Here is a 23,446-nt window from a genome sequence, read left to right on the forward strand (position 1 = left end):
GTTACTCCGGGGAAGCGAGCAGCGTCTGCTCAAGCCAGCGTGTGTGGATGCGGTTTTCGATGAAGTCGGGGTGGCGCACGATACGGCGGTGCAGGTCGATAGTCGTGGGCACCCCCTCCACCTTAAAGGCGTCGAGCGCCTCGGTGAGTTTTGCCACCGCGTCAGCGCGTGTCGCCCCATGGACGATCAGCTTGCCGATCATGCTGTCGTAGAAGGGCGGGATCATCGCCCCTTCCGACATATGGCTGTCGAGGCGGACGCCCTCCCCCGTCGGCACCTGCCAGCCGGTGATGCGGCCAGGGACGGGGATGAAGCCCTTCCCCACATCCTCCGCATTGATGCGGCATTCGATGGCATGGCCGGTGACGCGGACATCGTCCTGCGCCACCGACAGCGCCGACCCGCCGGCAATGCGAATCTGTTCCTGCACCAGGTCGAAGCCGGTAATCATCTCGGATACCGGATGCTCCACCTGGATGCGGGCGTTGACCTCGATAAAATAGACTTCCTCGCGCGCGACATCGTAAAGGAACTCGGCGGTGCCGGCGTTGCGATAGTGGACACTGGAGGCAAGCGCGACGGCCGCTTCATGGAGTTGCCTGCGCACGCGATCGGGCATGGCGGTGCAGGGTGCTTCCTCGACCAGCTTCTGATAGCGGCGCTGGACCGAACAGTCGCGTTCGCCGAAATGGACGACCTTGCCGGTGCCGTCGCCCATCAACTGCACCTCGACATGGCGGGCTTCGGGCACAAAGCGTTCCATGAACAGACGGCCGTCGTTGAAGGCGGCAAGGGCTTCAGCCGACGCCTTGTGGAAGCCGGCCTCGACCTCATCCGCGTTGTTGGCGATCACCATGCCGCGCCCGCCACCACCGGCCGATGCCTTGAGCAGCACGGGATAGCCGATGCGGTCGGCTTCACGGCGGGCGTCGGCAGCGGAGGCGATTTCCTCGCTACCCGGCACCAGCGGCACGCCAGCAGCTTTCGCCATAGCGCGAGCCTGCAACTTGTCGCCCAGCGCGTCAATCATGTCCGGTTCGGGGCCGACGAAGGCGATGCCATGTTCGGCGCACAGGCGCGGCAGGATCGCGCGTTCCGACAGAAAGCCATAGCCCGGATGCAGCGCGTCGCACCCCGCCGCCTTGGCAGCGTGCACAACGAGACGCGGGTCAAGATAGGATTTGGCGGCTGAACCGGGACCGAGGACGAGCGCTCGGTCCGCAAGTTTGGCGGCGGCGCTACCCCGGTCGGCGTCCGAAATGCCGACTACGGTTTCTGCGTTCAGGCCCTGCGCTGCGCGCACGATCCGGAGCGCGATTTCGCCGCGATTGGCGATGAAGAGGCGGTTGACGGCCATCGTCTTTACCCCGGAATAACAGCAAAGAGCGGCTGGTCGGCCTCCACCATCGCGCCATCGGTGGCGAGGATGGCGTGGACCGTGCCGGACAGCCCCGCGCGGACGGCGGTGAACAGCTTCATCACCTCCACCAGACACATTTCCGTGTCGGCGGTGACGACCGATCCGACATCGACATAGACCGGCGATCCGGGCTTGGGCGCTCGGTAGAAGGTACCGAGATAGGGCGCGCGGACGATGATGGCGTCAGCCGGCAAGTCGGACGGTGCAGTGGCCGTAGCAGCGGCTGGCGCAGCTGCTGACGCGGCGACGGGCGCATGAGGTGCCGGCGCGATCGGCTCCACCCGCACCGCGACCGCCTGCGCGCCCAATCCCGGCGCCGACGCGTCGGTCGACAGATAGATTTCGACATTCCCTGCCCGCACATGCAACTCACGCATGCCTGATGCTTGGAAATCGGCGATCAGCGCCTCGATATCCTGAAGCTCTTTATCCCCGGCGCTCATGCCTTCTTCTCCCGCAGGGCTTCTATCTGGTCGCGTGTCAGCCCGGCACCCCTGCCCTTCAGGAGCCGTGACTGTTCCTGCTCCAGCGCATAAAGCGCCGCGACGTCGGCACTGTCAGGTGCACCGCGCACGCTGCTGTCGCACAGGAAACGATAGGGTTGCTGCATCTGCGCCGGGCGGAACGCCGCCGCGCGCGCATTATAATCGGCCAGACTCAGCGCCCCCGCGCTGGTGATATAGCGATCGACCTTCTCGGTCAGATGGGTGACGCCGGACGCGACATGCGCGCTGCTGAGCGGCACATCGCTGTTCAGCACGCTATGGGGGATATGCGAGATGTAGCGGGCCGGGCGGCCATTATGCATCATCATCGCATAGTCGTGCAGTTGCTGGCTGGGCAGATCGACCAGCCCGACCAGTTCGCCCAGGAAATCGCGGCCGAATTCGTCGTTCAGGAGCGGCCGGAAGCGATCGGCGCGTTCGTCGATCTTCATCCAGTCATCGACGTCATAAACGCCCGCGACATGGGCGAAATCCTTGATCAGGCTGAAATAGACCAGCGCGCCGGCGTCCATCATCTGATCGCGGGACCAGTTGGCCATATTCTTCCACAATTCGACCGTGGCGGCGCGGAAGGCTTCGGTGAGCGTCTCGAAGGTTTCGGCCAGTTCCTCTGCCGATCCCATGCCGACGGGCACATAATTTTCGGTCAGCACGTCCGATGTGTAAAGGCCGATCCCGGTCAGCTTTTCCGCCGTGAATTCCGGCTTGGATTCAAAACTGCCCCAATCGTCCATCAGGTAGAAATGACAGTCCGTCGCCTCCATCGTGACGGTCAGGTTGGGATAGGGAATGGCGTCGGCCACGCCGTCCAGCCAGGGATAGTCGCCCTGCGCCAGATCGGTGAAGTCTCGCACCACCAGTTCGCGATTGTCCGCCAGCTTGTAGGGGCCGCTATTGTTGAGCGTACAACGGCTCTCGCAGGACACGAGGAAGCCATATTGGGAGACAGTGGCGAGGAAGGTCTGCGCCGCCTTGTGCAGCCGGTCGCCATTGGAACAGGCGTGCAGATCGGCGTGGAAGCGCTGGATACGCCGTTCGGGCAGGAGCTGGACGCGCTGGCCATATTCGCGGGCGTTGAGGTGCCCGTCCTCGCGCTGCTGCGCCAGTTTGAAACGGCGCCAGAAATCCATGACATAAGCGACATCCTCGGCATCGTCAGCCGAAGTCTGAAGGCCCATATTGATAAGGATTTCGCGCCCCAGCAGGAAGAAGGTCGGCAGGCCCCAGCCGGGCAGATTGCCGAACTTGCCGCCCATGGCCCGCGCCCGGTCGCCAATCTCCTCCGCCTTCATCGCGCTTTCAATTTTCCGCAGCAAAGCGGGATAGCGATAATAGCAGCATAGATAGGATAGCAGCATGTAGGATGGCACGGGGAACAGCTTCGATTCCTGCACCGTGCGCGTCACGCACAGCCAATAGGTATCGTCGCCGATCGTCTGGATGGCATTGTTCGCCTCCAGCAGTCGCACATAATCCAGCGTCATTTGCCCACCGGTCCCTGGCCTGCGGCGACAGCCATGCTGCTCTCCTCTCCATGCTCTTTTTGATTCGTACAGACTTTATAGTCGATCAATATCGTCTGACAATCTTAAAAGATAACGGATTTCCGTCTCTTGTTCGAGTACCGCCAGCGGTCGGTCAGAAATCGAGGATAATCTTGCCGAAATGGGCGCCGCTCAGCTGGTAACGGAAGGCATCGGCCAGCTGCTCCAGCGGAAAATGGCGGTCGATGACGGGGCGGATATCATGGGCGGTCAGGAAGGCGACGAGGTCGCGCAACTGCGTCACGCTGCCCACGGCGATACCATCGACGCGGATGTGGCGCATCACCACTTCGCTCAAGGGCAGTTCCGGCGCGCCATTGGCGGTGGTGCCGACGACCACGACCTTGCCCCCCATGCGGCAGGCACGGACCGACTGGACGAAGCTGGATTGGCCGCCAATCTCCAGCACCAGATCCACCCCTTCCCCACCGGTGGCCGCGCGGATCGTGTCGCCCCAGTCGGGATCGGTGCGATAATTGACGATATGGTCCGCGCCCATCGCTCGCAACCGATCGGCCTTGGCAATGGAGGAGGTGGTCGACCAGATGGTGAGGCCCAGCGCCTTGGCGATTTGCAGCGCGAACAGGCAGAGGCCGCCCGATCCGGGCAAAAGCACAGTGCCGTCGGGCTGCACCTGCCCCTCCACCACCAGAAAGCGCCAGGCAGTGAGGCCAGCGCAGGGCAAGGTCGCCGCTTGCGCAAAGGACCAGCCATCGGGGATCGCCGTCAGCGATGCGGCGGGTACAACGACATAGTCGGCGGCGAAACCATCGGCCGTCTCGCCACTAATCGCGCCGTTGTTCGTGCGGCTTGGCGGCCCGTCGATCCAGCGCGGGAAGAAGGCGCCCATCACCCGGTCGCCGACCGTCCAGTCGCTGACATCCTCTCCCAAAGCCGTCACCTCGCCTGCGCCATCGGACAAGGGGATGAGGCCCGGCGTCACCGGAATAAAGCCCGCGACAACCAGATAATCGTGGAAGTTGAGCGATGAGGCTCGCAAGCGCAGCAGCACCTCGCCCGGACCGGGTTTCGGGATCGGCGCGCGCGTGACTGTAAGCGTGTCGAGCGTCGGCTTTGCGGCCAGGCGGATGATCCGCATGTCTCTCATCACACTCTCCCAAACCACAATTCGCTATTTTATCTCACCGTGCCGTGTAACCGCCATCCACAGTCAGCAGCGCGCCGTTGATGAAGGCGGACCGGTCTGATAACAGCCAGCAGGCGGCTTCGGCCACATCTTCGGGCTTGCCGAAACGGCCGATCGAATGGCGCTCGACCATGGGGGCCATCTGCTTTTCGAAGGCAGGGTTGCCGATCAGCCTTTCCTCCACCATCGGCGTCAGGATCAGGCCGGGAAGCAGCGCATTGACGCGCACGCCGGTATGGCGCGCTTCGCACGCGGCAGCGCGGGTCAGACCGATGACGCCATGCTTCGCCGCGACATAATCGGCCGCATAGGGCGCGCCGATGATGCCGTCGCCCGACGAATTATTCACTATTGCGCCTCCACCGGGCGCCATGGCTCGCGTCGCATGCTTCATGCAGGAAAAGACGCCGGTCAGGTTGATGGCCATCATCCGGCTCCATTCCTCCGCCGTCAGATCGGGCAGCAGGCGGTTGGCCATTTCGATGCCGGCATTATTGAACGCACCGTGGAGCGCGCCATAACGATCGACCAGAGCGCTGATGGCGGTCGCGACCGCAGCGTCGTCGGCCACATCGGCGACCAGCGCCATCGCCTCCCCGCCCGCCTGCACAATAGCATCCGCTGTCGCGGCAGCACTGTCCGCATTGTGGTCCAGCACACCGACGCGCGCGCCTTCCTGCGCAAACAGGAGCGCCGCCGCCCGGCCAATGCCCGACCCTGCACCGGTGACGAACGTGACCTTGTCCCGCAGCAGCATCAACTGGCCACCGGCTGATAGATGCTTTGTGGCGTGGTAAATTCCAGCAATCCCTCAGGGCCGTTCTCCACGCCCAACCCGGATTGCTTGTGCCCGGCAAAGGCGGCGAAAGGCGAAAGGCCCTGCGCCGAATTGATCCACACCGTGCCGGTTTCCATCCGCGCCGCGACCGCCTGCGCACGATCCATGTCGCTCGACCAGACCGACCCGCCCAGCCCATAGTCGCAATCATTGGCGCGCGCGATCGCGTCGTCCACATCATGATAGCGGATCAGCGGCACGACCGGGCCGAAGGCTTCCTCCTGCACGACGCGCGCATCTTCCGGCGGATTGTCTACGATCGTGACCGGCAGGAAATAGCCCTGCCCGTCCGGAACCGTTCCTCCAGCGAGAAAACTGTGACCGGCCGCGACCGAATCCGCGATCAGTCCGCACACCCGGTCATATTGGGCACGGTTCTGCACCGGCCCCAATTGCGTGCCTTCCGCCGCACCGTCGCCGACCGTCATCCGCGCGGCAATGCCGGTCAGCGCCGCCGCCAGCCGGTCATAGACGGCGTCATGGACATAGACGCGCTTGGCCGCGACGCAGACCTGCCCGCTATTGGCGAAGCAGGCCCAGAAGAGCGACTCGGCGATCGCCTCCACATCGGCATCGTCCAACACAATTGCCGCATCATTGCCCCCCAGTTCCAGCGTCAGCCGCTTGAGATTGGCCGACGCGCTTTCCATCACCCGACGGCCCGTCGCGGTGGAGCCGGTGAAGCTGATCTTGTCGATATCCGGATGGCCCGTCATCCACGGTCCCAGTGCGTCGCCGCCGGTCACGATATTGAGCACACCGGGCGGCAGCAGGTCACGCAGCAAAGCGCCCAACCTGAGCGTCGCCAGCGGCGTAAAGGGCGAGGGTTTCAGCACCAGCGTGTTGCCCGTCAGCAACGCCGGGCCGATCTTCCAGATCGCCAGAAGCAGCGGAAAATTCCACGGCACGATCGCTCCGACGACGCCCAGCGGCACTTGCCGCGTGACACTGCGCTGGCCGGGCAGCGCCTCGCTGACATGAACCGGCAGTTTCTGATCCGCCACCACGCCGATCCACCAGGCGGCAGCCTGTATCTCGCCCATGGCGGCGGCCAGCGGCTTGCCCTGTTCGGCAGTCAACAGTGCCGCCAGTTCATCGGCATGGGCCGCCAGCGTCCCGCCGATCGTGCGCAGTGCGGCCTGCCGGTGCGCATAGGGCGTATTGCGCCAGCCGGGAAAGGCAGCGCGGGCAGCACGCACCGCCGATTCCAATCCGGCTTCGTCGCAATCGGGCACATGGGCGATCACCGCCTCGGTCGCGGGATTGACGACCGGGATCGTCTGCAATGCATCAACAGGGCGGCCATCTATCAGCATGGCGAAGGGCGGATCGGCAAGGCTGACCATCATCATACTCCTGCGGGCTGGCGAAGGATGCCCAGCGCATCCTGGTCGATCACATGCGATACGAAGCGATCGAGCATGGTGAGGAACAGCCGATCGCCGCGCTCCGTGCGCTTGACCAGCATTGCGGCGCCGACCGCGACATTGATGCCGGCGAAGGTGAAGTGGCGATAGTCTTCGCGCAATTGGGCGAGGCTGTAGTTACCCACGCCGCAACGGATCAGTTCATCATGATAGTGGCGCAAAAGATCGTGCTCGACGCCCTGCCGCTCCGCCGCACCATAAGCACCGCCGATCAGATAGGCGACATCGACCGCGTTCCAGCCAAGCGCCACCGACTGCCAGTCCACGACCGTCAACCGGTCCGGCCCCAGCAGCATATTGTCCGGCCGATAGTCATTATGGGTGACGCAGCGCGGGCTGGAGAGCGGTGCGGCGTAGCTTTCATAGCGCTCCGCCAGCGCGTCGCAGACGCGCAGATGTCGGGGTTCAAGCTGCGCGCCGTAACGGTCGCGAAAGGCCGGCCAGGCGGCGCGAAAAACCTCCGCCTGATAGAAGGGCTGCGCTATATGCCCGGCATCGAGCCAGGCGAGCGCAGGGTCGGCATCGGCGTTCCAGAAGGCTGCGTGCAGCCTTGCGGCCTCCGCCACCGCCTGCCCCATCTGGTCACGCGCCAGCCCCTTGAACTGGTCGCCAGGCGCGGCCGGGGCCAGATCTTCCAGCAGCAGGACGAAGCCACCCTCGGCATCCATGCGCGCGCCATGATAAAGCGGCGTGGCGATGCCCGCGCGCGGCGCTAGTTCATGATAGAAGCGCAATTCACGCTCATAGAGCGACCAGCCGCGCGCCACCTCCCGGCTCGCCGGGTCGAGCGAGGCGAACTTGCCGATCAGGGTCGCCGGTCCGGTCGCCCCCGGCGCATAGGTCAGGGTGAAGCGCGCCGTCTCGCCAATCTGCCCCGCACCGACCGGTGTGGCGGTCACGGCGGCTACCTTTCCCACCCCGGCGTCGTCGGCCAGCAGTGCATTGAGCCACTCCGCATCGACATGTTCGGGCCGGGGCAGGGGATCGGGATGGATCAAGTCGGCCGGGGCGATCGACATGGGCTCTCCTCAGGACGTATTTTCTGTCTCAATTCAATTTGAAGAGCATGGCCGGGCGGGTCCAATCGGGCTTTGCGGACCAGTCATCGGGCCACACGATGAATGCGGCAGCCAATATGATTGGCGACGCAGAGCCGCCGCCGACATGCTGGACCGATCAGACCAGAGGAGAGCCGCATGCCATCCAGCCATGAAGAGACAGCCCGCGCGATATTGGCCGCCATCGCGACCGGCGGCATCCCGCTGGAGCGCTTCACCGCCGACGCACGCTGGTGGTGGAATGGCGGCATCGACATCAGCGTGGCGGAGTTCGACGCGCTGCTCGGCACGCTGCATGCCCAGATGGCGGACGGCATCCACGTCACCCCCGGCCTCGTCATGGAGCAGGGCGAGCATCTGTTCGTGGAGGCGACGTCGCACAGCCTGCTCAGGAATGGGACGCTCTATGACAATCGCTATATCTTCCTGTTTCGCTTCGCCGGGGAACAGATCGCACTGGTCAAGGAATATAGCGATTCCGCGCATGTGAAGGCGGTGTTCGCGCTCGGCTGACCCACTTCAGGCGAACGCCATGCGTGTGCTGGCGATCGGCGGGTCGGCGAAATGGTCGCCCGCCACGCCCCCGGTGCCAAGGGCATCGCGCGCCGCCTGCCAGCGGACGGCGAAGTCGAAGAAGCGCCGCGCCGCCGGATTGGGCGCCGTGCCCAACACCAGCGACAGGTCCAGGTGAAAGTCCATGCCCTCGACTGGCCGCCGGACCATGCCCGGCAGGGTCGCGAACCAGCCGATGCCGATCGCGCAGATGCCGTGCCGTTGCGCATGTCGCTCCACCGCCATGGCATTGCCCTCCGCCGATACCGACGGCACAGCACCACATTGCAGCAGGAAATTGGCGATCGGGTTGACGAAAGCCTCGCCATGTTCGGCGCTAATCATCGCAATCCGGCGCCCGATCAACTGGCTGCCGGGAATGACATCATAGCGCGCCAGATCGCTATCGTCCGGCACCAACAGGCCGATCTGCCGCCGCCGCAGCACGACATGTTCCAGCGACGCGGGAAACTGGACTTCATTGGCGATCTCGCCGGGGTTCATCTCCGCCAGAAATTCAGGCACTGGCTTGTCCAACGGCACGCCCAGCAGCAGCGACGCATCCAGCTTGCCGGTCAGCAGGTCGCGCACCTGATCCGATTGCAGGCGATTGTCGATGGTCAGCCGCACATCCGATCGCGCAGCGGAAAAGGCGTCGATCAATTCGACCCGGTCGACAAAATCCATGCTGTACATGGCGGCGCCCAGCCGGAAGCGGGTCTTCATGGCATGCTGCATGCCCTCCGCCTCTTCCCGCACCGCCTGTGCGCACTGGTGCAGCGACTGGACCAGTGGCAGCAGTCGCTCCCCCTCAGGCGTCAGGGCGATATGGCGGGTCGTGCGGTGGAACAGCGAAAAGCCGAGTGCCTGCTCCAGTTCCTTGATCTGGCCGGACACGGTAGGCTGGGTCAGGTGCAGCCGCTCGGCCGCGCGCGTGACCGACAATTCACAGGCCACGGCGGCAAAGCTGCGCAGCAATTTGAGATCGACATGGAACATGGCCCGTCCTCCCTTTTGGCGCTCAGTGCAGTCGCTGCGTCATGCGGAAGACGAGGCCCGCGCGGTTGCGCACACCCAACTTGCGGTAGAGCCGGCGAAGGTAATTTTCGACGGTATTTTCCGACAGGTCCATTTCATAGGCGATCGCCTTGTTCTGCAAGCCGCGACACAGCAGGGCAGCCAGTTGCTCCTCACGCGGGGACAGGCCCGCCACGCAGGCGACCGCGCCTCCCATCGTCGTGCGCAGCGCCACGCGCCCGTCCGATGAGTCGATGAGGTCGCACAGGAAGCGGTCGACCACCATGTTGGACAATGTGTCCAGCCGCTGCTGCAACAACGGTTCCGGCACCTCGGGCAATCCGCTACGATGTCCCTTCCGATGCGCGCCGATGATGAGGCAAAGGCCGGGCGCCAGGCGCCGGGTCGATGCGCCGACCACATCGACGGCATAATGGTCGAGGAAGCTGGTATAGTTGCGCGCTACAAAACGATTGAGCGCGGCGTCGCCCCAATGGACGAAATGCGCGCCGGATACGTCGCTTTGCGCCAGCAATTGCCGGGTGAAAGGGTCCGACTTGAACACCCGCCCGTCATGATAGCGATGCTGCGCCTCTTCGCTGACGCCGACATGGTAGAGGTAGGACAACTGCCCTTCCCCGACATTGTCGTCATAGAAAAAGATCGACGCGCTGCCCAGCGCGCAGTCCGCCACCATCTGATCGGTAAAGCCGGATATGTCCTGGCTCAGCCTCATCCTCTCACCTCCCGTTCATGGCCGCTTCGTGCAGCTCTCCGGTAGAATCGTCCCAGGCCTTTCGCCACATTATCGGACAATTTCATCCGACCATAAAGAGTCGGACCGTTAACGTCAAATATCCTGCGGCAGCGCCGCCAGCAGTTCCGCCATGTCGAAATAGTCGCGCCACGCGCCGATGCGGCCATCGCTGGCGATCTCAAAAACTCCCGCTGCCCGCACCTGCGTCCAGCCTGCTCCGGCGAAACGGAAGCGATCGGTGCGTTCGGTGAAGACCGTCCGGCCATTGGCGGCGATGGCATGCAATTGCCAGTCAATCGCTTCGGCCGCGAGGAAGGGCGCCAGCAGATCCAGCGTCGCCGCCTTGCCCCGTGCGGGAGGCAGCGGTATGCCGATGCAGACGATATCGTCATGCAACAGCGCGGCGACGGCGGTTGGATCGCGCCGATTAAAGGCGTCGATCAGCGCCTCAACCACGAATTGCGGGTCAGCGTCCGGCATCGCTCTCCTTTCTCCGAGCCTCTTGACGACTCGATATTGCCCGATATTTTCGTTAGACGAAATTGACATCATCCTCAACGCCACCGTGCATGGTGGACACGGTCAACCCCGATAAACCCCAGCCTGTACGCCATATATGGAAAATCGGCTGGTTTTGTTCGGAACAGGCGATGAGTGGCGCGCCGGCAAGCATGGCACCCTGGCGAAGCCCAAGGGCCAAACATAAAAAGGAGAGCAGCAATGAAGGCCATGGTGCTGAGCGACGGACGATTCACGCTGGAGTCGGTACCCGATCCCACACCGAGCGCGGGGCAGTTGCTCGCCCGCCCACTGGTTTGCGGCGTGTGCGGCAGCGACCTGCATGCTCGCGATCACGCCGACCATCTGTGCGACCTGCTCCAACGCGCGGGCTTTCGCGGTTTCATGGACCCGACCCGGCCGGTCGTCATGGGCCATGAATTTTGCTGCGAATTGATAGAGTCGGCCGGTACCTTTGTCGCAGGTCAACGGATCGTCGGCCTCCCCTTCCTCACCGGGCCGCAGGGAATCGAGCTGATCGGCTATTCCAATCGCTATAATGGCGCCTTTGCCGAAGCGATGCTGCTGGACGCCGCCTTGTGCCTGCCCGTGCCCGACCATGTCCCGACCGATATCGCCGCGCTGGCAGAGCCGCTGTCCGTCGCGGTCCATGCGGTCGCGGAAAGCGGTGCCGACAGCGATTGCGCCTTTGCCGTGGTCGGTTGCGGGCCGGTGGGCCTGTTCATCATCGCGCGGTTGAAGGCGCTGGGCCTTGGCCCGGTGCTGGCGATCGAACCCAATGCCGCACGGCGGGCCATGGCAGAGCGGATGGGTGCGGACGTCATACTTTCGCCCGGCGATGCGGCGGGCGCGCAATGGTGGACCGACCTTGGCCTGCCCATCGGCATGTCGGACGCCATGGCCGTCACCGCCGAGCAGAAACGCCGCAGCCGTGCGGTGGTTTTCGAATGCGTAGGCAAGCCCGGCATGCTGATGACGCTGGCGAAGACCGCGCCCACCGGCGCCACGCTGGTCGTGGTCGGCAACTGCATGGAAACCGACCCGATCGAACCCGCCTTCCTGTTGCAGAAGAGCCTGACCCTGCGCTTCGTCTTCGCTTACTCCCCGGCCGAATTTGGCGAGGCGTTCGCGATGATCGCCGCCAATCCCGATCGGCTTGCCCCCATGGTCACCGGCACCGTCGGCCTGACCCAACTGGACAATGCCTTTGCCGCGCTGACAGGCGGCGATGGCAGTCAGGTAAAGCTGCTCGTCGCCTCGACATAGGTGGATTTCCGTCCATCCCCACCATGCGGGGATCGGCCTAGCCTGCCCTTCTCTCCAGACATTTTGAGAGACGCATGAAACCGATCAGTGCAGACCTTCTCCAAACCTATCTCGGCCACAAGCTGCCCCAATGGACGCAGCTTGCGGTCGAGAATCTTTTCCGTCTGCCACTCGGCGCATCGCGGGAAACCTTCCGCTTCGACCTGTCCTATGTGGACGAACAGGGGGAGAGCCAACGCACCGGAATGATCCTGCGGCGCGATCCGCCCGCCAGCAATGTCGAGAGCGACCGGGCGCATGAATTCGCCGCCTATCGGGCGATCTACGGCCACGGCATCCCCGTCCCGAAGATGATCCTGCTGGAACAGGATGCATCCCATTTTGACGGCGCGATCAGCCTGGCGGAGGATCTGCGCGGCTATCATAACAGCGAATATCAGTTTCAGGACGCCGCTTGGGCCGACCGCCTGCCCCATGTGGCGCAGCAAATGTGGTCGACCATGGGCCAGCTCGCCGCCGTGCCGGTGGAGCGACTGGACATGGGCTTCACCCGCCCCGCGACTGTGGAGACAACCGCCGCACAGGAACTGGCGACCTGGGTCGATGTGCTGGACCGTCATGATGTCGGCGCGGAGCCGATCACCCGCGCGGCGATCCGGGCGCTGGAACGCTGGCAACCGACCGCGCAGAAGCTGGCGATGGTCCATGGCGACTTTCGCGCCGGCAACTTCCTCTACGACGATGATGGCAATCTGATCGCCGTGCTGGACTGGGAAATGGCCCATCTGGGCGATCCGCTGGAGGATCTGGGCTGGAGCCTCGCGCGCGTCTTCTGCTTCGCCAAGGACGACCGCTATTGCGGCCTCGCGACCCGCGATCAGGCGGTGGCGATCTGGGAAAAGGCCAGCGGCCTCACCGCTGATCCCCGTGCGCTCCATTGGTGGGAATTGTTCAATTGCATCAAGGGGCAGGCGATCTGGAATAGCTGCGCCCATGTCTGGCAGTCCGGCCAGAACCGCGACGTGATCCAGGCCTATGCCGCCTGGTGGCTCCGCAATGCGCAGGACCGGGCCATCCTCGAACTGATGGACAAGCTATGAAACCAGACATTCCCGCCGTGCTTGAAGATGTCGCGCGTAAATTGCGCGAGACGATCCTGCCCGACCTCAAGGGCTTTCAGGCGAACATGGTCGGTATGACCGCCGCCATGCTCGACATGACGGCGGAAGCCTGGGACGGCGCGGCCGACCGGCTGGTGCAGGAGAATGCCGTGCTCGCCACGCTGCTGGCGCAGGGCAGCGACCTGACCGGCGACCCGGCCTTTTTCGATGTGGCGAGAGAGGAACCCGAAAACCTCAAAATATCGACTTTGGAGCGAATCAATGACCAGCGCCGCCGCGCCTTGATCGACCTGCAAGCGCGGATCGAGACGGACGATAGCGCACAGGCGCTGAACGGCGCCATCTGGGACGAACTGCGCGCCTCCACCGAACGGCGCCGGGTCGCCCTCGCCAATTTCTGACAGAATAGACGGAGAGAATAGATGCTGACAGCCGCCGACGATTTTCCGATCCACCAGACGCCCGAACCGATCTGCTATTCGGGCACGGACCGGAATTTCTACGACCGCTACTGGTTCAACGGCTTCGAACCGGACGGGTCGCTCTTCTTCCTGATCGGCATGGGCACCTATCCGCATCTCAACGTCACCGACTGCGGCATTTCCATACAGGTCGAGGGCAAGCAATATTGCCTGCGCGGATCACGCATCCTGACCGACCGCATGGACATGAGCATCGGCCCGATGCGGCTGGAAGTGCCCAAGCCGCTCTGGACTTTGCGCTTCGTGGTCGAGGAGCAGGACGGCATCGCCGCCGACCTCACCATCACCGGCCGCGCCTTCCCGATCGAGGAACCGCGCTTCACCCGACGCGTGGGCAAGCGTGGCTTTCTGGATTACACGCGCCTGACCCAGAATGGCCATTGGTCGGGCTGGATCAGCATAGACGGCCGGCGCATCGACCTGTCGCCCAACGCCATGGGCACACGGGATCGCAGCTGGGGCATCCGCCCGATCGGCCTGTCCGATCCGCAGCCCAATGTGCCCGAATCGCCGCAGGGCTATTTCTGGCAATGGACCCCGCTGAACTTTGCCAGCAAGAGCCTGTTCTTCCACATCGCCGCGGAGCCGGACGGCCATGTCTGGAACCGGCGCTCGGTCCTATGCCCTGATGGTGCCGGGCCGGAGGCGTTTCTGGAGACGGAAGAAGGCACGCTGGACACGGTGCTGCAACCCGGCACGCTCTGGCCCGAAAGCGGCACGCTGACGGTCGATTATGGTACTGGCCCCTATACGGTCGAGTTCAAGCCATTCCACCGGATGCAGATGAAGGGCATCGGCTATTTCCATCCCGAATGGTTCCATGGCCGTTATCATGGCATGCCGCTGCGGGTGGAGCGCGAGGACTTCACGGTCGACGATCTCGATCCGATGGCGATGCAGAATTTCCATGTTCAGCGCCTGTCGCACCTGACGCTCACCAACCCCGACGGCAGCCAGGAAAAGTCGGTCGGCGTGTTCGAACAGGCGATATTGGGCGCCTATGCGCCGCTGGGTGTCACGAGCGGCATGGATATCAGCCGCTGGGACAAGGAATAGGGCGATGGCGCGGCTGGATAACAAGGCCTGCATAGTCACCGGCGGATCGGCGGGGATCGGCCTCGCCATCGTCCGCCGGCTGCTGGACGAAGGCGCTCATGTGCTGTTCTGCGGGCAGGATGAAGGGCGCGGGGCCGATGCGCTGGCGGCGCTCGACACGCCCAACGCCCATTTCCTGCGCGCCGATGTGAGCGAGGAAGGGGATTGCGAGGCGCTGCTGGCGCGGGCGGTCACGCTGTTCGGGCGGCTCGACATCCTGGTCAACAATGCCGCCAAGGCAGCGGTGGCGCTGATCCCCGATCATAGCACGGAGGAATGGCGGCGCAGCACGGCGGTCAATCTCGACTCCGTCTTCTTTCTGTCGCGCGGGGCCGTGAACCGGTTCCGCCAGCAGGGCGGCGGCATCATCGTCAACGTCGCATCCATATCCGGCCTGGCGGGCGACGGCGCCTACCCAAGCTATTGCGCACAGAAAGGCGCGGTCATCAATCTGACCCGCGCCATGGCCACCTATCATGCCCGCGAAAATATCCGCATCAACGCGCTCTGCCCCGGCTTTGTCGAGACGCCTGCGACCGATGCGTTCAAGGCCTTCCCGCAATTGCTGGAGGACTGGTTCAAGTCGATCCCGGCCCAGCGCCCTGCCGCGCCGGAGGAAATGGCGTCGATCGTCGCCTTCCTGGCGTCGGATGATGCCAGCTACATGCACGGATCGATCGTCGTGGCCGATGGCGGCGTAACGGCGGCCACCGGCCAGCCGACGCAGGTGCCGATCGAATGAACTTTGCGCGGTCCATCGTCCATGCCGATGAATGGGCCGCCAATCGCAATTGGACGAGAATTTAACGGAAGAGGAAGCTTCGGACAAAAGCGAACCGCCCCAGGCGGTCAACCCAACAAAGACAATATAGGAGGGGAATGATGAAGAACCATAAGTTCCATACATCGTGTGCGCTGCTGGCGCTGGCCATGGCCGGTGCGCCTGCCTTTGCGCAAGAACCACAGGCGCCGCAGGCCCAGCCCAATGTCGGGCTGGAGGACATCGTCGTCACCGCCCAGCGCCAGTCGGAATCGCTGATGAAGGTGCCGGTCGCCGTGACCGCGCTGACCCCCACCGATCTCCAGCGACAGGGCGCCAACTCGACCTTCGCGCTCAGCGCTGCAGTCCCTTCGCTGCAAGTCACGTCGGCCTTTGGCGAAGCGCAGCCCAACTTCACCATGCGCGGCATCGGTGTCGGCAATGAATATGGCGCCAATCAGGTGTCGCCGGTCGGCGTCTATACCGACGACAATTATCTGTCCGCCCGTACCATGCACGGCTTGCAACTTTATGATCTGGAGCGCGTCGAAGCGGTGCGCGGACCGCAGGGCACACTCTATGGCCGCAATACCACCGGCGGCGCGATCAACTTCATCTCGGTCAAGCCCAACCTGCAATCGGGCACGCGCGGCTATGTCGAAGGCGGCTATGGTCGCTTCAACGAGGTGAAGGGACAGGCCGCAATCGAAGGCACGCTGGTCGATGATGTGCTGGGCTTCCGCGCATCGGTCAATTATGTCGAGGCGGACGGGTTCGTGAAGAATATCTTCCCAGGCCAGCCCGATGCCAACAGCCGCGACAGCCTGGCCGGGCGTCTCATCATCCGTGCCCGCCCGACCGAGCGGCTGGACATGATGCTGAAATTCACCGGGTCGAAGGGCAAGCCGACACAGGCCGCGGCCTATCACCTGACCAACGGCACGTCGGGCTATGATCGGGCGCAGGATAATCTCAGCTTCTTCGAAACGAACCAGCCCGACCTCGGCTTCAACGACGTCAAGAATGCCGGGGTGCAGTTCAACCTCAACTACGAGCTGACTGACGCCCTCTCGCTCCAGACCTTGACCGCCTATGACTGGTCGAAGCAGGAATTCACGCAGGAAGGCTCCGGCACACCCGTCGTCGGACACCTCCAGACCAATTATGGCGATACCTACAAGCAGTTCAACCAGGAGGTAAAACTCGCCTATAACAATGCCGGGACCAATTTGCAGGCGGGCGTCTATTATGGCTGGGACCATATCGACAATGTCGACAAATATCGCCTGATCCAGATCCTCTATTTCTACCAGCATTACCAGCAGACGCGCAAAAGCTATGCCGCCTTTGCACAGCTGAATCAGAAGCTGGGCGACAATCTGGGCTTTACGCTGGGCCTGCGCTACACCAAGGACAAGAGCCGTCATTACGACTCCTACAGCTTCCTGACGCAGTTCGCCGACCCGGCAACCTCCCCCTCTTTCGGCGGCTATGATTTCGATCCGGCAGACCCGGATGCGGCATCCATCACCTTCACCCATGGCACGATCTCTTCCGCCGGTGTCATCACGCCAGAGGCCAGCAAGAGCCGCTCCAGCAGCCGCCTGACCGGCAAGATCGGCGTCGATTACACATTCGACAGCGGCGCCATGGTCTATGCCAATTACAGCCGCGGCTATCGCGCGGGTTCCTTCTCCAGCCAATTCTATGCCGGCAACCCGATCGACTTCGTACCGCCGGAAAAGGTGGAGGCCTATGAAGTCGGCACCAAGGCGCGCCTGTTCGACAATCGCGCCAACCTGACCGCCGCCGCCTTCCTCACCAACTACAAGAACCAGCAGTTGAACGAGGTGATCGGCACGACGGGCTTCATCCGCTCGGCGCCCGGCTCCACGATCAAAGGGTTCGAACTGGAATTCAACACCCGCTTCGTCTCCAGCCTGAAGACCAATTTCTCCTTCACCTGGCTGGACGCTACCTATGACAAGCTGACCCTGTCGGGCACTGTGCTGGACGGCAATTACCTGCCCAATGCGCCCAAGATCACGATCAATGCCGGGGCGGACTGGACGCTGGGCCAGTTGGGTAGCGGCAGCATCATCTTCTCGCCGAACCTCATCTACACCAGCAAGCAATATTTCTCGCCGTTCAACGACAAGGCCGGGAACACCAACCTGCACGCGCCGGGCAATATCCGGGTGAATGCGACACTGGGCTGGGAAAGCGAGCAACTGGCGATCCGCCTGTGGACCACCAACCTCTTCAACAAGAAGATGTTCATGTACGGCCTCAACCTGCGCGACGCCTTTGGCTACGACTATATGCTGCACGCCCCGCCGCGCGCCTATGGCATCACCGCCCGCTACAATTTCTGAGCAGGTGTATCGTACGGGCCGCTTCCTCATCAGGAAGCGGCCCGTTTTCATGTTGGAAGGACAGCGGGATGAGCAATGGCAAACTGACCGGCAAGCGCGCTATCGTGACCGGCGGCGCATCGGGTATCGGCGAGGCGACCGTGCGCCGCTTTCTGGAAGACGGCGCCGCCGTGCTGGCAGCCGACATCCGGCCTGACGCTCTTGAGCAACTGACGGCGTCACTTCCAACCGACGCGCTAACAACAGCTCAGGTCGACATGATGGATTTGAACGCGGTCGAGGCGCTGATCGCAACCGCTGCCGACAAGCTGGGCGGCATCGACATACTGGTCAATAATGCCGGCATTGGCTCCTTCGGATCGATCGCGGACATCGGCCTCGACCATTGGCGCGAGGTGATGACGATAGACCTCGACGCGGTCATGTGGGCTTGCCGCCATGCCCTGCCCCATCTGGCACGGGCGCGCGGCTGCATCGTCAATGTGGCGTCGGTATCGGGATCGGGCGGCGATTATGGCTTTGCCGCCTATAATGCGGCCAAGGCAGCGGTCATCAACCTCAGCCGGGCAATGGCGTTGGATCACGCGCCCCACGTCCGGGTGAACAGCCTCAGCCCCGGCCTGACCCGCACGCCGCTGGCGACCGGCCTGACCGGCAATGCGCAGGTGATGGCGGCATGGCGCGACGCCCTCCCCCTTGGCCGCCCCGCAGAACCGCGGGAGATCGCCGCCGCCATCGCCTTCCTCGCATCGGACGATGCCAGTTATGTGAATGGTCATGACCTGGTGGTCGACGGCGGCGGCGCGGCGCATACCGGCCTGCCCAACTTCACCCGCCTGCTGGGCGGAGAAAGCCATCTGACGCAGGCGGATTCCTTTGTTCGTCGATAAAAACCACTTCCTTCCGTTCGTTTCGAGCTTGCCGAGAAACCTGTAGTGCCCCGCTTCTCGACTTCGCTCGAAGCGAACGGGAATTTCAGGGGATCAGAACCGCTTTCACGCAATCGCCCCGCGCCTGCGCCTCCACTGCTTCGTTAATCTGCGCCAGCGGGAAAGTCTGGATCAGCCGATCGAAGGGGAAGCGCCCCGCCTGATACAGTTGCACCAATTCCGGGATGAAGCTGTCCAAGTCGCTGTCGCCTTCGATGATACCATGGATGCGATGGCCATAGGTGATGAGCGCAGCCAGATTGATGGAGAGGCTGCTCTCCGGCTTGGGCGGCACCCCGACCAACCCCAACAGGCCATGGCTGCCGAGCGACGCCAGCGCAGCCTCCACCACCGCCTCTCGCCCGCTCGTCTCGAATGCAAACTCCACCCCGTCCGCCACGATCACACGGATTGCCTCCGGCAGCACCGCCTCTGCCGCCGGGTCGATGACATGGGTCGCGCCCAACGACAGCGCCAGGTCGCGCCGACTGGCCACCGGTTCGACCACGATGATCGTCGCGCATCCTTGGATCACAGCGCCCATCACCGCCGCCAGCCCCACCGGCCCGGCGCCGAAGATCGCGATGGTAGACCCGGCCGGACAGGCAAGCGAGCGCATCACCCCGCCGGCCCCGGTCTGGAATCCGCAAGCCAGCGGACCGAGCAGTTCCAGCGGCACGTCCGTCGCCTCGATCTTGACGACATTGCGCTCCTGCGCCAGCGCGTGCGCAGCAAAGGAGGATTGGCCGAAGAAATGGCCCGACAGCGTGGCATCGCCCTGCCGCAGCCCGGAACTGCCGTCCATCCGCGTTCCGGCATAGTTGCGCACCGGAAATTCGCGGCAATAGGAGGGGAGATGCTCCTCGCACCGCGCGCAATGGCCGCAACTGGCAAAGCCGATCACGACCCGATCGCCGGGCACGACCTTGGTCACGCCTTCTCCCACCGCCTCAACGACGCCAGCCCCTTCATGGCCCAGCACGGCGGGCAGCGGGATCGGGATGAACTGATCCCGCGCGACCAGATCGGTATGACACAGCCCGACCCCGGCAATCCGCACCAACACTTCGCCGGGCCGGGGCGGCTCTATGGCAATCGGCTCAACCGAAAAGGGCTGATGCGGTGCGTGAGCGATGGCGGCGATACTGTCCATGTCCGTTCCTTCAGGCTGCGGTATAGCCACCATCGGCAACGAACTCCGCGCCGGTGATGAAAGCGGCATCGTCGCCGGCCAGGAAGGCCACGAGCGGGGCGATATCCTGCGCCACGCCCAGCCGCCCCATCGGGATAAGCTGCGCCCATGCCGCGAGTGCAACTTCGGGCGGGATCAAGGCCCCCGTCTCGTCACGGGGCGGCTCCCAGTCGGCTCCCAGGTTGGTCTGCACCGGTCCCGGCAGCACGCAATTGACGCGAATGCCAGTCTTCGCCAGTTCAAACGCGACGGCGCGGGTCAGCGATCGCACCGCGCCCTTGGTCGCGCTGTAGGCGGCGAACTGCGCGCCCGCGACCATGCCATAGACCGACGCGATATTGATGATCGATGCGCCTTTCGCCCCGCCCGCAATGGTCTGGTGCATCAGCGGCAGCGCCGTCTGCATGCCAATATAGACGCTTTCCACGTTGATGCGCTGCTGGCGGCGCAGCGTCTCCACCGGCGATTGCTCGAACGGCTCGGCCATCATGATGCCGGCATTGTTGACCAATATGTCGAGCCGTCCAAAGCGGTCGCCGATCGCCGCTACGCCATCCGCCCATGCCGCTTCGCTGGTGACGTCCTGCGTCAGCGACAGGATTGCCGCGCCACCGCAAAACCCGGCCGTCTCCTCCAGCCCAGCCGGATTGATGTCGCCCAGCACGACATTGGCGCCCTGCTCCGCCAGTGCGATCGCGATCGCGCGACCGATGCCCGATCCCGCCCCCGTGACCCAGGCGGTCTTGCCATCCAGCTTGCTCATCTCATTCTCCGATATTGGACCGCGCAAAGCGCTGGTCGGTGATGGGGGGCATCCAGCCAATGGCGCTGTCGCAATAGGCTTCCAGCGCTGGGGTCCATGGGGCGGGCCGGTCCAGCGTCCCGGCCTTCACGATCGTCAGCCCCGGCAGCGCGGCGGCCATGGACCGGATCGGCGACCCGCATGTCGCGCAGAAATGGCGGTAGACCGCCGCCCCGCTTTCGCCGCGATCCTCATAGATGCGGGTTTCGCCACTTTCGCGATAAGCCTCATCCGCCACCACGCACACCAGCGAGAAGGGGGCGCCCGACTGTTTCTGGCAATGGCGGCAATGGCAGATGGCCGTCATTATCGGATCACCCGAAAATGCGTAGCGCACCTGCCCACACAGGCAGCCGCCTTCATGCATATTTGCGTCACTCATAATGCCACCACCACGGTCTTGGGTTCCAGATAGGCGTCCAGCACCTCGCTGCCATTTTCGCGGCCGATACCGGACATCTTCATGCCGCCGAAGGGGAAAGCCGGGTCGGCCAGCATCACGCAATTGACGAATGCCGTGCCCGCCTCCAGCCGCGCCGCCGTGCGGTGCGCGGTCGCCAGGTCGCGGGTAAAGACATGGGCGGCGAGACCATAGGGGCTGTCATTGGCCAGATCGATCGCTTCGTCCAGATTATCGAAGGGCGCCGTCGCCAGCACCGGGCCGAATATCTCTTCCCGCGCCGCTTCCGCATCGCGGGGCACATTACGCAACACAGTCGGCGCGAAATAGTAGCCTTCGCCGGGCAGACCAGCGCTGGCGGACATCGCCTCTATCCCCGCCGCCAGCGCCCGCTCGACATAGCCCGACACCCGCTCATGCTGGCGCGCGCTGATCAACGGGCCGAGCGCGGTGGTGCGATCCGCGCTGCGTCCCAGCGTCAAACCGGCGGCAAAGGCGGCGATGTCATCGACCACCTCATCATAGACCGACCGATGCACATAGAGCCGCGTGCCCGCATAGCAGACCTGCCCGCTGTTGAAGAAGCAGCCCATCGCCGCCTGCGGAATCGCGACCGACAGGTCGGCATCGGCGCAGATGATCGACGGTGACTTGCCGCCCAGTTCCAGCGTTACGCGCTTCAGGTCTGGCACGGACGCGCGCAATATCCCCTGCCCCGTCGCAGTCGATCCGGTGAAGGCGACCTTGGCGATCAGTGGATGCTCCACCAGCGCCGCGCCGGTCGAGCCATCACCGGTCACGACGCTCAGCACGCCATCCGGCAACCCCGCCTGTCGCGCCAGTTCCACCAGTCGCAGCGCCGACAGCGGCGTTTCCGGCGCGGGCTTGAGGACAACGGTGCATCCCGCCGCCAGCGCCGGTGCGATCTTCCACATCGCCAGCACCAGCGGGAAATTCCAAGGGGTGATCGCCGCCACCACCCCGATCGGTTCACGCCGCGAATAGACATGCCACTGGCCCGGCGTGGCGGACAATGTTCCCGCCCGCCCCGCCAGCTTTGTCGGCCATCCGGCATAAGTCCGCAGCCAGCCGATCGCGGCGGGAATATCGACCGTCTCCGTTACCGCAATCGGCTTGCCCGCATCCAGCGCCTCCAGGGCCGCCAACCGTGGCAGGTCCGCCTCGATCGCGTCAGCGAAACGATGGAGCAACCGTTCGCGCGCCAGCGGCGTCAGGTCGCGCCAGGCCGGATCGTGAAAGGCCTGGTGCGCCGCCTGAACGATCGCATCGACTTGCCCGGCATCGGCGACCGGCACCTCGGCAAAGGCCTGCGCCGTGCAGGGGTCGATATCGGCGATGGTCGCCCCGGTAGCCAGCCGATCGCCACCTGCGTGCAACACCAATTCCGGCAGCACCAGCCCGTCAAAACCCTGAATGGAACTCACTGAAGCGTCTCCTGACGGCGCCTGCGGAAATCGCTCGGCGTTTCGCCGGCAAATTGGCGGAAGGCGCGGGTGAAATGGCTTTGGCTGGTAAAGCCCAGCGCGTCGGCGATGGTCGCCATCGACGTGTCGGACTGTTCCAGCATCTGCTGCGCCCGGTCGAGCCGCGCGCGCATGACATATTGATGCGGCGACACGCCCGTCGCCTTCTTGAACACGCGGCAGAAATGGGTCGGCGTGATGCCCGCCTGCGCTGCCAGTTCCTCCAGATTATGATTTGCTTCTGGCCGTTCGAGGATCGCGTTCATGATCGCATGGATGCGATAGGAGGAGAAAGCGGCGGTCGGAATTTCCGCGCTGCTGGCGCTCACCGGCCCGCGCATCATATGCGCTTTCAGCGCATCGACCAGTGCCCCCACATAGATGTCCCGCTCCTTGGTCTGCGGCGCGTACAATTCGCCCAGCACTTGCCGCGTCAGCGCCACGCCCAGCGGATCGGAAAAGGCAAAGCGCATCCGCCGGAACTGGTCGAGCGCAGGCGCACGTTGCAGGTCCATCGACGCGACGCTGAGCGTCACGACATCCAGTTCGCCGTCGACCAGCCATCCGGTCGGCTGCCCAGACGGGACGATCGTGGCGCATCCCGGCAGCGAACTCGTCTCACTCCAGCCATCCCATTCCCAGGTACGGACATTGGGCTTGCCTGCAATATGCACGACGAACATCGGGTCGGGCAGCGCCGGCAAGGTATAGCTGCCAACGAACTGGCGCCAGCGGCACAGACGCCAGCGACCATG

The 23,446-nt window shown here is 64.0% G+C and carries 23 protein-coding genes; 8 read left to right on the forward strand and 15 right to left on the reverse strand.

Going from position 1 to position 23,446, the window contains the following annotated elements; genetic code table 11:
- Position 1 precedes the first annotated feature (1 nt).
- The 7 genes from ACNHGR_RS06775 to ACNHGR_RS06805 form a co-directional block, all read right to left on the reverse strand.
- The gene (locus ACNHGR_RS06775; protein WP_475284904.1) at positions 2 to 1,357 is read right to left on the reverse strand and encodes an acetyl-CoA carboxylase biotin carboxylase subunit; all 1,356 of its coding nucleotides are present in this window, start codon (positions 1,355 to 1,357) and stop codon (positions 2 to 4) included.
- A gap of 5 nt (positions 1,358 to 1,362) precedes the next feature.
- Positions 1,363 to 1,863: a biotin/lipoyl-containing protein gene (locus ACNHGR_RS06780; protein WP_184265277.1), complete on the reverse strand. Its 501-nt coding sequence runs from the start codon at positions 1,861 to 1,863 to the stop codon at positions 1,363 to 1,365.
- Complete coding sequence (locus ACNHGR_RS06785; RefSeq protein ID WP_475284906.1) at positions 1,860 to 3,410, reverse strand: hypothetical protein; 1,551 nt, start codon at positions 3,408 to 3,410, stop codon at positions 1,860 to 1,862. The genes ACNHGR_RS06780 and ACNHGR_RS06785 overlap by 4 nt, the downstream gene beginning before the upstream one ends.
- A gap of 154 nt (positions 3,411 to 3,564) precedes the next feature.
- Positions 3,565 to 4,578 (reverse strand): zinc-dependent alcohol dehydrogenase family protein, encoded by a 1,014-nt coding sequence (locus ACNHGR_RS06790; RefSeq protein WP_475284908.1) that lies wholly within the window; start codon positions 4,576 to 4,578, stop codon positions 3,565 to 3,567.
- Positions 4,579 to 4,612: 34 nt separating this feature from the next.
- A complete protein-coding gene (locus tag ACNHGR_RS06795; RefSeq protein WP_184265283.1) occupies positions 4,613 to 5,374 on the reverse strand; it encodes an SDR family oxidoreductase in 762 nt (253 codons plus the stop codon).
- A complete protein-coding gene (locus ACNHGR_RS06800; RefSeq protein WP_475284910.1) occupies positions 5,374 to 6,804 on the reverse strand; it encodes an aldehyde dehydrogenase family protein in 1,431 nt (476 codons plus the stop codon). The genes ACNHGR_RS06795 and ACNHGR_RS06800 overlap by 1 nt, the downstream gene beginning before the upstream one ends.
- Positions 6,804 to 7,901 carry a phosphotransferase gene (locus ACNHGR_RS06805; protein ID WP_475284912.1) on the reverse strand — a complete coding sequence of 366 codons (1,098 nt, stop codon included), beginning with the start codon at positions 7,899 to 7,901 and terminating at the stop codon, positions 6,804 to 6,806. Before ACNHGR_RS06805 ends, ACNHGR_RS06800 begins: the two co-directional genes overlap by 1 nt.
- A 177-nt stretch (positions 7,902 to 8,078) precedes the next feature.
- Here ACNHGR_RS06805 and ACNHGR_RS06810 point away from each other — a divergent pair, with 177 nt between their 5' ends.
- Positions 8,079 to 8,453: a nuclear transport factor 2 family protein gene (locus ACNHGR_RS06810; protein ID WP_475284913.1), complete on the forward strand. Its 375-nt coding sequence runs from the start codon at positions 8,079 to 8,081 to the stop codon at positions 8,451 to 8,453.
- A 6-nt stretch (positions 8,454 to 8,459) separates the two neighbouring features.
- Here the strand turns inward: ACNHGR_RS06810 and ACNHGR_RS06815 are convergent, their stop codons facing one another.
- From ACNHGR_RS06815 to ACNHGR_RS06825, 3 genes are all read right to left on the reverse strand, one after another.
- A complete protein-coding gene (locus ACNHGR_RS06815; protein WP_475284915.1) occupies positions 8,460 to 9,491 on the reverse strand; it encodes a LysR family transcriptional regulator in 1,032 nt (343 codons plus the stop codon).
- Between the two features lie 22 nt (positions 9,492 to 9,513).
- On the reverse strand, positions 9,514 to 10,245 hold the full coding sequence (locus ACNHGR_RS06820; protein WP_475284917.1) for a helix-turn-helix transcriptional regulator: 732 nt from the start codon (positions 10,243 to 10,245) through the stop codon (positions 9,514 to 9,516).
- A 114-nt stretch (positions 10,246 to 10,359) separates the two neighbouring features.
- A complete protein-coding gene (locus ACNHGR_RS06825) occupies positions 10,360 to 10,746 on the reverse strand; it encodes a limonene-1,2-epoxide hydrolase family protein (RefSeq protein ID WP_475284919.1) in 387 nt (128 codons plus the stop codon).
- A gap of 240 nt (positions 10,747 to 10,986) precedes the next feature.
- Here ACNHGR_RS06825 and ACNHGR_RS06830 point away from each other — a divergent pair, with 240 nt between their 5' ends.
- The 7 genes from ACNHGR_RS06830 to budC all read left to right on the forward strand — a co-directional run bounded on the left by ACNHGR_RS06830 (position 10,987) and on the right by budC (position 18,774).
- Positions 10,987 to 12,051, forward strand: coding sequence for a zinc-binding dehydrogenase (locus ACNHGR_RS06830; protein WP_475284920.1), 1,065 nt, complete (start codon positions 10,987 to 10,989; stop codon positions 12,049 to 12,051).
- A 74-nt stretch (positions 12,052 to 12,125) separates the two neighbouring features.
- Complete coding sequence (locus ACNHGR_RS06835; RefSeq protein WP_475284922.1) at positions 12,126 to 13,151, forward strand: phosphotransferase family protein; 1,026 nt, start codon at positions 12,126 to 12,128, stop codon at positions 13,149 to 13,151.
- A complete protein-coding gene (locus tag ACNHGR_RS06840; protein WP_475284924.1) occupies positions 13,148 to 13,573 on the forward strand; it encodes a hypothetical protein in 426 nt (141 codons plus the stop codon). Before ACNHGR_RS06835 ends, ACNHGR_RS06840 begins: the two co-directional genes overlap by 4 nt.
- Before the next feature lie 21 nt (positions 13,574 to 13,594).
- Complete coding sequence (locus ACNHGR_RS06845; protein WP_475284926.1) at positions 13,595 to 14,710, forward strand: Rv3169 family protein; 1,116 nt, start codon at positions 13,595 to 13,597, stop codon at positions 14,708 to 14,710.
- Positions 14,711 to 14,714: 4 nt separating this feature from the next.
- A complete protein-coding gene (locus tag ACNHGR_RS06850) occupies positions 14,715 to 15,491 on the forward strand; it encodes an SDR family NAD(P)-dependent oxidoreductase (RefSeq protein WP_475284927.1) in 777 nt (258 codons plus the stop codon).
- Between the two features lie 140 nt (positions 15,492 to 15,631).
- Positions 15,632 to 17,884 carry a TonB-dependent receptor gene (locus ACNHGR_RS06855; protein ID WP_475284929.1) on the forward strand — a complete coding sequence of 751 codons (2,253 nt, stop codon included), beginning with the start codon at positions 15,632 to 15,634 and terminating at the stop codon, positions 17,882 to 17,884.
- Positions 17,885 to 17,952: 68 nt separating this feature from the next.
- Complete coding sequence (gene budC / locus ACNHGR_RS06860) at positions 17,953 to 18,774, forward strand: meso-2,3-butanediol dehydrogenase (RefSeq protein WP_475284931.1); 822 nt, start codon at positions 17,953 to 17,955, stop codon at positions 18,772 to 18,774.
- A gap of 85 nt (positions 18,775 to 18,859) precedes the next feature.
- On the opposite strand, the gene ACNHGR_RS06865 is transcribed toward budC, so the two are convergent.
- Genes ACNHGR_RS06865 through ACNHGR_RS06885 form a run of 5 tightly spaced genes read right to left on the reverse strand, consistent with a single transcriptional unit; the run spans position 18,860 to position 23,395 of the window.
- Complete coding sequence (locus tag ACNHGR_RS06865; protein ID WP_184265313.1) at positions 18,860 to 19,966, reverse strand: NAD(P)-dependent alcohol dehydrogenase; 1,107 nt, start codon at positions 19,964 to 19,966, stop codon at positions 18,860 to 18,862.
- Positions 19,967 to 19,976: 10 nt separating this feature from the next.
- A complete protein-coding gene (locus tag ACNHGR_RS06870; RefSeq protein WP_475284934.1) occupies positions 19,977 to 20,768 on the reverse strand; it encodes an SDR family NAD(P)-dependent oxidoreductase in 792 nt (263 codons plus the stop codon).
- Between the two features lies 1 nt (position 20,769).
- The gene (locus ACNHGR_RS06875; protein WP_475284936.1) at positions 20,770 to 21,189 is read right to left on the reverse strand and encodes a GFA family protein; all 420 of its coding nucleotides are present in this window, start codon (positions 21,187 to 21,189) and stop codon (positions 20,770 to 20,772) included.
- Positions 21,186 to 22,652: an aldehyde dehydrogenase family protein gene (locus ACNHGR_RS06880; RefSeq protein WP_475284938.1), complete on the reverse strand. Its 1,467-nt coding sequence runs from the start codon at positions 22,650 to 22,652 to the stop codon at positions 21,186 to 21,188. Before ACNHGR_RS06880 ends, ACNHGR_RS06875 begins: the two co-directional genes overlap by 4 nt.
- Positions 22,649 to 23,395, reverse strand: a complete 747-nt coding sequence (locus ACNHGR_RS06885) for a helix-turn-helix domain-containing protein (RefSeq protein WP_475284940.1) — start codon at positions 23,393 to 23,395, stop codon at positions 22,649 to 22,651. The genes ACNHGR_RS06880 and ACNHGR_RS06885 overlap by 4 nt, the downstream gene beginning before the upstream one ends.
- Between the last annotated feature and the right edge of the window lie 51 nt (positions 23,396 to 23,446).

It is taken from the genome of Sphingobium sp. RS1 (assembly GCF_056156825.1).

Bases quoted from the DNA above. Each gene is read 5' to 3' on its own strand.
- ACNHGR_RS06785 (WP_475284906.1), bottom strand. From the start codon at position 3,410: ATGACGCTGGATTATGTGCGACTGCTGGAGGCGAACAATGCCATCCAG.
- ACNHGR_RS06845 (WP_475284926.1), top strand. From the start codon at position 13,595: ATGCTGACAGCCGCCGACGATTTTCCGATCCACCAGACGCCCGAACCG.
- ACNHGR_RS06790 (WP_475284908.1), bottom strand. From the start codon at position 4,578: ATGAGAGACATGCGGATCATCCGCCTGGCCGCAAAGCCGACGCTCGAC.
- ACNHGR_RS06865 (WP_184265313.1), bottom strand. From the start codon at position 19,966: ATGGACAGTATCGCCGCCATCGCTCACGCACCGCATCAGCCCTTTTCG.
- ACNHGR_RS06835 (WP_475284922.1), top strand. From the start codon at position 12,126: ATGAAACCGATCAGTGCAGACCTTCTCCAAACCTATCTCGGCCACAAG.
- ACNHGR_RS06840 (WP_475284924.1), top strand. From the start codon at position 13,148: ATGAAACCAGACATTCCCGCCGTGCTTGAAGATGTCGCGCGTAAATTG.
- ACNHGR_RS06820 (WP_475284917.1), bottom strand. From the start codon at position 10,245: ATGAGGCTGAGCCAGGACATATCCGGCTTTACCGATCAGATGGTGGCG.
- ACNHGR_RS06795 (WP_184265283.1), bottom strand. From the start codon at position 5,374: ATGCTGCTGCGGGACAAGGTCACGTTCGTCACCGGTGCAGGGTCGGGC.
- ACNHGR_RS06815 (WP_475284915.1), bottom strand. From the start codon at position 9,491: ATGTTCCATGTCGATCTCAAATTGCTGCGCAGCTTTGCCGCCGTGGCC.
- ACNHGR_RS06850 (WP_475284927.1), top strand. From the start codon at position 14,715: ATGGCGCGGCTGGATAACAAGGCCTGCATAGTCACCGGCGGATCGGCG.
- budC (WP_475284931.1), top strand. From the start codon at position 17,953: ATGAGCAATGGCAAACTGACCGGCAAGCGCGCTATCGTGACCGGCGGC.
- ACNHGR_RS06870 (WP_475284934.1), bottom strand. From the start codon at position 20,768: ATGAGCAAGCTGGATGGCAAGACCGCCTGGGTCACGGGGGCGGGATCG.
- ACNHGR_RS06780 (WP_184265277.1), bottom strand. From the start codon at position 1,863: ATGAGCGCCGGGGATAAAGAGCTTCAGGATATCGAGGCGCTGATCGCC.
- ACNHGR_RS06775 (WP_475284904.1), bottom strand. From the start codon at position 1,357: ATGGCCGTCAACCGCCTCTTCATCGCCAATCGCGGCGAAATCGCGCTC.
- ACNHGR_RS06810 (WP_475284913.1), top strand. From the start codon at position 8,079: ATGCCATCCAGCCATGAAGAGACAGCCCGCGCGATATTGGCCGCCATC.
- ACNHGR_RS06830 (WP_475284920.1), top strand. From the start codon at position 10,987: ATGAAGGCCATGGTGCTGAGCGACGGACGATTCACGCTGGAGTCGGTA.
- ACNHGR_RS06805 (WP_475284912.1), bottom strand. From the start codon at position 7,901: ATGTCGATCGCCCCGGCCGACTTGATCCATCCCGATCCCCTGCCCCGG.
- ACNHGR_RS06855 (WP_475284929.1), top strand. From the start codon at position 15,632: ATGAAGAACCATAAGTTCCATACATCGTGTGCGCTGCTGGCGCTGGCC.
- ACNHGR_RS06825 (WP_475284919.1), bottom strand. From the start codon at position 10,746: ATGCCGGACGCTGACCCGCAATTCGTGGTTGAGGCGCTGATCGACGCC.
- ACNHGR_RS06800 (WP_475284910.1), bottom strand. From the start codon at position 6,804: ATGATGGTCAGCCTTGCCGATCCGCCCTTCGCCATGCTGATAGATGGC.
- ACNHGR_RS06875 (WP_475284936.1), bottom strand. From the start codon at position 21,189: ATGAGTGACGCAAATATGCATGAAGGCGGCTGCCTGTGTGGGCAGGTG.